This window comes from Nocardioides sp. Z50_6, assembly GCF_058215755.1.
In genome coordinates, this window is the sequence record NZ_JBZAJB010000010.1 from 101,294 (window position 1) to 108,904 (window position 7,611).

Annotated in this window: 7 protein-coding genes; all 7 read left to right on the top strand. The window is 73.0% G+C overall.

Translation table 11 applies throughout. From position 1 onward, the window contains the following. Nucleotides 1–4: 4 nt before the first annotated feature. Nucleotides 5–1,378 carry a flagellar hook-associated protein FlgK gene (flgK, locus tag AC4BGE_RS18005; RefSeq protein ID WP_490576163.1) on the top strand — a complete coding sequence of 458 codons (1,374 nt, stop codon included), beginning with the start codon at nucleotides 5–7 and terminating at the stop codon, nucleotides 1,376–1,378. Continuing rightward, nucleotides 1,375–2,274 (top strand): flagellar hook-associated protein FlgL, encoded by a 900-nt coding sequence (gene flgL / locus AC4BGE_RS18010; protein WP_490576164.1) that lies wholly within the window; start codon nucleotides 1,375–1,377, stop codon nucleotides 2,272–2,274. The genes flgK and flgL overlap by 4 nt, the downstream gene beginning before the upstream one ends. Continuing rightward, nucleotides 2,271–2,726 carry a flagellar assembly protein FliW gene (gene fliW / locus AC4BGE_RS18015; RefSeq protein ID WP_490576165.1) on the top strand — a complete coding sequence of 152 codons (456 nt, stop codon included), beginning with the start codon at nucleotides 2,271–2,273 and terminating at the stop codon, nucleotides 2,724–2,726. The genes flgL and fliW overlap by 4 nt, the downstream gene beginning before the upstream one ends. Nucleotides 2,727–2,768: 42 nt before the next feature. Continuing rightward, nucleotides 2,769–3,005: a carbon storage regulator CsrA gene (gene csrA / locus AC4BGE_RS18020; protein ID WP_489964484.1), complete on the top strand. Its 237-nt coding sequence runs from the start codon at nucleotides 2,769–2,771 to the stop codon at nucleotides 3,003–3,005. Nucleotides 3,006–3,123: 118 nt separating this feature from the next. Beyond that, the gene (locus tag AC4BGE_RS18025) at nucleotides 3,124–5,328 is read left to right on the top strand and encodes a chemotaxis protein CheW (RefSeq protein WP_490576166.1); all 2,205 of its coding nucleotides are present in this window, start codon (nucleotides 3,124–3,126) and stop codon (nucleotides 5,326–5,328) included. Further along, the gene (locus AC4BGE_RS18030; RefSeq protein WP_490570230.1) at nucleotides 5,328–5,825 is read left to right on the top strand and encodes a chemotaxis protein CheW; all 498 of its coding nucleotides are present in this window, start codon (nucleotides 5,328–5,330) and stop codon (nucleotides 5,823–5,825) included. Before AC4BGE_RS18025 ends, AC4BGE_RS18030 begins: the two co-directional genes overlap by 1 nt. Further along, the coding region (locus AC4BGE_RS18035) for a methyl-accepting chemotaxis protein (protein ID WP_490576167.1) at nucleotides 5,822–7,611 on the top strand (1,790 nt) is incomplete at its 3' end. The genes AC4BGE_RS18030 and AC4BGE_RS18035, both read left to right, overlap by 4 nt.

Here is a 7,611-nt window from a genome sequence, read left to right on the forward strand (position 1 = left end):
GGCCATGAGCGGGACCTTCGCCTCCTTCAACACCGCGCTCAGCGGCCTGCGCTACAACCGCGTCGTGATGGACACCGCGAGCGGCAACATCGCCAACGCGGCCACCCCCGGCTACACCCGCCGCCGGGTCGAGGGGGAGACGGTCGGCGCCCCGGCGCAGCCGGCCATGTGGTCGCGCTACGAGGGGGCCGGCGACGGCGTCCGGGTCGCGGACCTGCGCCGGATGACCGACCAGTTCCTCGACACCCGGGTGCGCCAGGAGCGCGCCACCCTCAGCTACCTCGACGTGCGCCGCACCACCCTGGAGCGGTTGGAGACCGGGGTCGCCGAGCCCGGGCCGAACGGTGTCTCCGCGGCGCTCGCCGACTTCCGCGCCAGCTGGCACGGCCTGTCCAACGCGCCCGGCTCCGACATCGCCCGCACCCAGGTGCTCTCCGAGGCGCAGGCAGTGGCCGACTCGATCCGCACCCAGGCGGCCAACGTCGCCCGGGAGACCGCGGACGCCCGCACCCGGCTCGACGGGGCGGTCACCGAGGTCAACGGTGCCGCGGTCGAGCTGGCCGAGCTCAACCGGCAGATCGCGCAGCACGGTGCGGCCGGGTTGGACGTCAACGCCCTGCTCGACCGTCGCGACCAGGTCGCCACCGGTCTCGCCGAGCTCACCGGGGGGACCGCCACCGAGCGGGCCGACGGCGGGCTCGACGTCAGCGTCGGCGGGGTCCTGCTCGTCTCCGGCCGTCAGGCCGGAACCCTGGTGGCCAGCGCGCCCGGCACCGTGCCGATCGCCTTCGAGATCCGCGGGATCGGACCGAGCACCCCGGTGCCGGGCGAGATCGGCGGGGAGGTGGGGGCCGGAGCCGACCTGCTCAGCGTCACGCTGCCCGCCTACGCGGCCGGGCTCGACGCCGTCGCCGCGCGGCTGTCCCAGGAGGTCAACGACGCCCAGGGCCGGGGATTCGACCGGTCCGGCGGCGTCGGCGGTCCGATCTTCGACTACGACCCGGCCCAGGGGGCTGCGTCGCTCCGCCTCGTCTCCACCGACCCCGGTCGCCTCGCGGCCTCCTCCCAGTCCGGCGCGCTGCTCGGCGACGTCGCCGCGAGCCAGGGCATCGCCACCGAGGTCGAGTCCGACTACCGGCGCCTGATCAACGGGCTCGGCACCGCGGTCTCCTCCGCCGGCAGCCTGGTGGTCAACCAGGCCTCCCTGGTCGCCCAGGTCGACGGCCAGCGTGAGCAGCTCTCGGGGGTGAGCCTGGATGAGGAGATGGTCTCCCTGATGTCCGCCCAGCGCGGCTACGAGGCCGCCTCGCGGGTGATGAACGCCGTGGACGCCATGCTCGACACCCTCATCAACCGGACAGGACTGGTCGGCCGATGACCATCACACGGGTCACCCAGAACATGATGACCCAGCGTTCGCTGGAGCACCTGAACACCGGCCTCGCGCGCCTCGCCACGCTGCAGGACCAGGTCTCCTCGGGGAAGGCGATCTCCCGCCCGTCCGACAACCCGGCCGACACCACCACCGCGATGCGCCTGCGCGGCCAGCTCACCGAGGCGGTCCAGCACCGGCGCAACGCCGAGGACGGGCAGGGGTGGCTCGCCGAGGTCGACACCGTGCTGCAGTCGATGATCACCCAGACCCGCCACGCTCGCGAGATCGGGATCCAGGCCGCCAATCCCGGGGCCGTCAGCCCGAGCTCGCGCGAGGTGCTCGCCGCCGAGATCGAGCAGATCCGCGACTCGCTGGTCGCCCTGGCCAACACCAACCACCAGGACCGCCCGGTGATGGGCGGGGTCACCGCCGGCCGGCTCGCCTTCGAGCAGCTCGGCGACCAGATCACCTACGTCGGCGTCCCCGGCCAGGTCACCCGTACCGTCGCCGACGGGGTGAGCGTCCGCGTCGACCTCGACGCCCGCGCCACCCTGGGGCCGGACGGCGCCACGCTCTTCGACGACCTCACCGCGATGGCGGAGGCCGTGCGCACCGGGGACACCGCCGGGTTGCGCACCGGCCTCGACGCGCTGGCCGGCGACCTGGACCGGCTCGGTGTCGCCGTCATCGACGTGGGCAACCGGACCGTCGCCCTCGACCGTGCCGTGGAGGCCGCCGAGGAGCGCGAGCTCGCGCTCACCAAGTCGCTGGTCGGCGTCGAGAACGTCGACCTCCCGAAGGCGATCATGGACCTGCAGATGCAGCAGACGGCCTACCAGGCGGCGCTCGCGGCCACCAGCCATGTCATGCAGCCCAGCCTCATGGACTTCCTGCGATGACCGCGTCTGTCATGATCGGGCCGGAGAGCCGAGCAGTGCCGAACCGCCAGGAGGAACGGAGCGTCGTGGACGAGATCCCGGTGATCGAGCTGGTCAACCCCATGCCCGGCTTCCCCGAGCACCGCCGCTTCGCGCTGGTCCGTCTCGACGAGGACGGCACGCTCTGCGCCCTGCGCTCCGTGGAGGACCCCGACCTGCGCTTCCTGGTCACCAGCCCGTTGGGCTTCTTCCCCGACTACGCCCCGCTGGTCGAGGACGAGCTGGTCGACCAGCTCGGCATCACCGACCCCTCCGAGGTGCTGGTCCTGGTGGTGCTCACCGCCGGTCACACCCTGGCCGAGACGACCGCCAACCTGCTGGCCCCGATCCTGGTCAACACCGTCAGCCGGCAGGCCAGCCAGGTGATCCTGGACGACCCCGCCCTCTCGGTCGCCACGCCGCTCGTCGCCTGAGTCCTCCCGCGCGGCCGCCTCGCGTGCCGTAGGGTCCTCCCCATGCTGGTGCTGAGTCGTCGTACGGGGGAGAGCGTCGTCCTGGGCGACGACATCACCGTGACGATCCTCGAGGTCCGCGGCGACGTCGTCCGCGTGGGCATCGACGCGCCCCGCTCGGTCAAGGTGCACCGCGCCGAGCTGCTGGCCGAGCTCGCCTCCAGCAACCAGTCGGCCGCCTCGCCCCCCGAGGACGCCGTCGCCTCCCTCGCCGCGGCGATGCGCAAGCGCCAGGAGTGAGCCGCGACCCCGACTGATCGGGGCGTACCTCTCAGATCCGGTGCGGTGTGGCCGATGTGACCACCGAGGCACGGCGCAGCAGCGCGTTGCGCCCGGAGCGCCGGGGGGAGGGCACGTCGTGCACGACGATGCCGAGATCATCGCCGAGTTCCTCGTGGAGAGCCACGAGAACCTCGACCAGCTCGACCGCGACCTCGTCGAGCTCGAGCAGCACCCTGGGAACCCCGAACTGCTGGCCAGCATCTTCCGGACCATCCACACGATCAAGGGCACCAGCGGCTTCCTGGCCCTGCACCGGCTCGAGGCGCTGACCCACGTGGGGGAGAACCTGCTCGCCACCCTGCGCGACGGTGAGCGCACCATGACCACCGAGGTCACCGGTGTGCTGCTCACCATGGTCGACGCGGTACGCCGGCTGCTGGCCGCCGTCGAGGCGACCGGGTCCGACGTGGCCGGCGACGTCGACGTCGACTCCGTGGTGGTGGCGATCAAGACGGTGCTGGACCGCGACGCCGCTCCCGCTCCCGCCCCCGCTCCCGCGTCGGCCCCGGCTCTCGCGCCGACGCCGGCCCCGGCACCGGAGGTGGCGCCTGGCCCGGCCGAGCAGGCGCCCCCGCGCGCCGCCGACGAGACACCCGTGCCGGAGCTCGCGGCCCGCTCCGCGGTGGAGTCCACGGTCCGGGTCGACGTCGACCTCCTCGACAGCCTGGTCCAGCTCGTCGGCGAGCTGGTGCTGACCCGCAACCAGATCTTGCGCCGCACCGAGACCGAGCAGGACCTCGAGCTCGTCCGGGCCGCCCAGCGGCTCGACCAGGTCGCCAGCGAGCTGCAGGAGGGGGTGATGCGCACCCGCATGCAGCCCATCGCGCACGTCTGGTCGAAGATGCCGCGGGTGGTGCGCGACCTGGCCCACCAGCTCGAGCGCCAGGTGCAGCTGGACCTGGAGGGCCACGAGACCGAGCTCGACCGGTCGCTGCTGGAGGCGCTCAAGGACCCGCTGACCCACCTGGTCCGCAACGCGATCGACCACGGCATCGAGAGCCCGGCCGTCCGCCTGGCTGCCGGCAAGCCCGCCACCGGCCGGCTGCTGCTGCGCGCCCGGCACGAGAGCGGCCAGGTCGTGGTGGAGATCAGGGACGACGGCAAGGGCATCGACCCCGCCGTCATCGCGGCCGCGGCCGTGGCCCGCGGCGTGGCCACCCGCGAGGAGCTCGCCCGGATGGATCAGCGCGAGGTGCTCGGACTGGTCTTCGAGCCCGGCTTCTCCACCGCCTCGGTGGTCACCAACGTCTCCGGCCGTGGTGTCGGCATGGACGTGGTGCGCACCAACATCGAGCGGATCGGCGGCACCGTCGACGTGCACAGCGTCGTGGGGGAGGGCACCACCTGCCGGGTGCGCATCCCGTTGACGCTGGCGATCATCCCGGCGCTGCTGGTCCAGGAGGGCGCCGAGCGCTACGCGCTGCCCCAGGTCAACCTGGTCGAGCTGGTCCGGGTCGAGGGCCAGGCCCTCGCCGACGACGTCGACGTGGTGGCCGGCGCCCCGGTGCTGCGGCTGCGCGGCGAGCTGCTGCCGCTGCTCCCGCTCGGCCGGGCCCTCGGTGGCCCGGTCGGCGACGCCCTGCCCCTGGACCAGCGCGACGGGATCACCGTCGTGGTGGTCCAGGCCGACGGGATCCGCTACGGCCTGTGCGTCGAGGAGGTCCACGACACCCAGGAGATCGTGGTCAAGCCGCTGGGCCGCCAGCTCAAGACGCTGGGGATGTATGCCGGGGCCACCATCATGGGCGACGGCCGGGTGGCGCTGATCCTCGACGTGGCCGGGCTGGCCGGTGCCCACGGCATCGTCGCGGTCCCGGTCTCCAAGGTCGAGGTAGCCCTCCGGCGGCAGGCGACCACCCCGATGCTGGTGCTCGAGGTGGTGCCCGGTCGCCGCGCCGCGCTGCCCCTGCACGAGGTCTCCAGGCTCGAGGAGATCCAGGTCTCCCGGGTCGAGGGGGCCGGAGCCCTGGAGGCCGTGCAGTACCGGGACGGCATCCTGCCGCTGGTCCGGCTCTCCCAGCTGATCGGTCTGCCCCCCGCGCCGGCCCCGGCCGACGAGGCGGCGCCCGAGGACCGCACGACGCTCTCGGTCGTCGTCCACGAGGACGGCGAGCGGCGGGTGGGCCTGGTCATCGAGCGCGTGGTCGACGTCGTCGACACGGTGCTGCGCCGCAGCGAGGTGGGCCGCCGCGCCGGGGTCCTCGGCTCGGCGGTGATCGACGGCCGGGTGACCGACCTGCTCGACCTGGAGGCTGTCGTGACGGCGGCGGGGGCGGCGTGATGACGACGACGCCCGTGCTCCCGGCGACACCGTGGGTGCCCGCCGACGTGGCCACCCAGTACTGCACCTTCACCGCGGACGGCCTGCTCTTCGGCGTCCGGATCCAGCAGGTGCAGGAGGTGCTGCGCTTCCAGCCGCTGACCCCGGTGCCGCTGGCCCCGGCCCCGGTGCGCGGCCTGCTCAACCTGCGCGGCCAGATCGTGACGGCGCTCTGCCTGCGCCGCTGCTTGAACCAGCAGCTGCGCGACGCCGACCAGCTGCCTCTCAACGTCGTCGTCCGCTCGGGCGGTGAGGCGGTGAGCCTGCTGGTCGACGAGGTGGGCGACGTGGTCGACACCGCCGGGCTCGACCTGCTGCCGCCGCCGGCCAACCTGCCGGCCGACGTCCGCGACCTGCTGGAGGGCGTCGTCGCCCTGCCGGGCGCGATCCTGCTCGTCCTCGACGTCGACCGCACGGTCGGCGTACCGCTCGAGAGTCCTACCGGAGGAACCCCATGACCGACCTGATCGCCGCGCCGACCACCCCGGTCACCCCGACCGCCCTGGTGGAGTCGCAGGGGTGGCCCGCCCCCGGCGCCCCGGCGATCGTGCAGCACGTGCTCGACGGGTTCCCCGCCGCCGTCCTGCTCGCCGACTCCCACCAGCGGGTCGCCTACGTCAACGAGAAGGCGCTGGAGGACCTGCGTCCGCTGGCGGACTTCCTCCCGCTGCCCCTGGACCAGTGGGTCGGCGCCGACGTCAGGCCCCTCTTCGCCCTGCTCGGGGACGTCGGTCCCTTCGAGAGGGTCTGGGGCGACCCGTCGCTGCTGCCCTTCGAGACGCAGGTCGAGATCGGTGACGAGGTCGCCGACCTCAGCATCACCGGCGTCACCTCCGACGGCGAGTTCGGCGGGGTGATGCTCTCCTGGATCAAGAAGACCGCGCAGGTCCGCGAGCAGCGCAAGTTCGCCCGCGTCCACGCGATGCTGGAGAACTCCCCGACCAAGATGATGTTCGCCAACGCCGAGGGGATCATCACCTACCTCAACCCGGCCTCCCTGCGGGCTCTCGAGGGCCTCGTGGAGCACATGCTGGTGCGGCCCGAGGAGCTCATCGGCGTCCCGCTCGCGATGATCTACGAGGAGCAGGACACCCAGCGGGCCGGCCTGCTCGACCCCAAGGGCACCCTCGCGCGGGCCGAGGAGCAGCTGAGCAAGGTGCGGTCGACCATGCACCAGATCGGGCCGGAGACCCTCGACGGCACGATCAACGAGATGTTCGACGACGAGGGGCAGCGCCTCGGCTTCCTGCTCACCTGGGACATCGTCACCGAGAAGCTGCAGATCGAGCGCGACCGCGAGCAGGCGATGGCCGACACCGCGGCGATGAACCACGTCCTCGGACTGCTGGGGGCCGCCACCTCGGTCGAGGAGGCGATCCTGAAGACGCTGGAGGCGGTCCGCCAGGAGTTCCGCTGGGCCGCCGGGACCGCGTGGCGGGTGGATCCCGAGATCTCCCGGCTGCGGCTCGCGCACGTGGTCGGGCACATCCCCGACGAGATGCTGCGCACGTTCTCCGAGACGACGCTGGCCCGCGGCCAGGGGATGGCCGGCAAGATCTGGGCCAGCGGCGAGGTCCACAAGGAGATCGAGCGCGCCGACATCCCGGCCGGCATCCTCGCCGACCGGCCCGACCTGCCCACTCCTTCCGCGGTGGGCTTCGCGGTCCGGGCGGGGCGCGAGGTCGTCGCCACCATGGAGTTCTTCGCCGACGCGCCCATGGTCCTCAACGACCAGCGCCTCGGCACCCTGCGCAACATCAGCGACCTGGTCTCGCAGGCGGTGGCGCGGATCCAGCGCGACGAGGCGGACCGGGCCGTGGCCGCGGAGCTGGCGGGCAAGGTCGACCTGGTGCTCGAGGTGGTCCGCGCCGCCGGTGAGGGCGACCTGACCCGGCACATGCCGGTGACCGGTGACGACGCGATCGGTCAGCTGGCCCAGGGTCTGGGCGAGGTGCTGACGACGTTGCGTGGGTCGCTGGGCGACATCGGCGGGACGGCCGACTCGTTGGCGGTCGCGGCCGAGCAGCTCTCCTCGTTGTCGCAGGGCATGGGCGAGGGTGCGATCTTGACCTCGGAGCGGGCCGGGAGCGCCTCGGGTGCCTCGGTGCAGGTCTCGGCGTCGATCCAGACGGTGGCCACGGCGGCGGAGGAGATGACGGCCTCCATGCGGGAGATCGCGAAGAACGCGACGGAGGCGGCGACGGTGGCCACGACGGCGGTGGGGGTGGCGTCCTCGGCGCAGGG